At 34.7% G+C, this 640-nt stretch carries 1 pseudogene; it reads left to right on the top strand.

From position 1 onward, the window contains the following. Positions 1-640, top strand: a pseudogene (locus DM84_RS06015) (hypothetical protein); the annotation flags it as partial.

Genomic DNA, 640 nt, shown 5'->3' with positions numbered 1-640 from the left:
GAGAAAGAATGCCAATATTGCAGCAATAAATAGCATTAGTAATAGTCATAAAGATGGTCTTAAAGGTTTAGTAGAAGATTTTCGTGCTATTAATAATGTACCATCTGGCTCATCAATTATTAGGGAAATAGAAACTCGTGATAACCAATTAAAAACATCCCTTACAAACGAGATAAAAACTAGAGATGATGAGCTGAAAGTGTCGCTTACACAAGAAATAAGAAAGCGCAATATGGTTGAACCAGGGTCATTACCTTTCTTATTTGGTGTACTTGGAAGAAAAAATAATTACTTTGGCCACGGAACTTTTACGACAGAGCTTGGAAAGTGGAGTAGTGATATAACAAAAACTGACTATATGTTACAACTACTAGCAGGTAGCCATACATACGATACAGATTACGTTAGTTTTTATCGGCCAAGACAACTAAGTTTTATAGAGGGAAGTAAAGGAACATTTATTTACGGAGAGTTATGCACAAAAAGTTTTTCTGGTAGTTATGATGAGATATACTATTACCCATATGCTGCACTTGGAGTAGTATTTGTAAAAAATACAACCAATGTGAACATAAATAAGACAATGGAATTTGTTGGATCATCGTATTCGAGGACGGAGCATGGGGGTGCAGGATTATTT

It is taken from the genome of Wolbachia pipientis (assembly GCF_023661085.1).
GTDB lineage: Bacteria > Pseudomonadota > Alphaproteobacteria > Rickettsiales > Anaplasmataceae > Wolbachia.
Note: the sequence above shows the minus strand (reverse complement) of the source record. Positions and strands in the feature narration are given on the sequence as shown.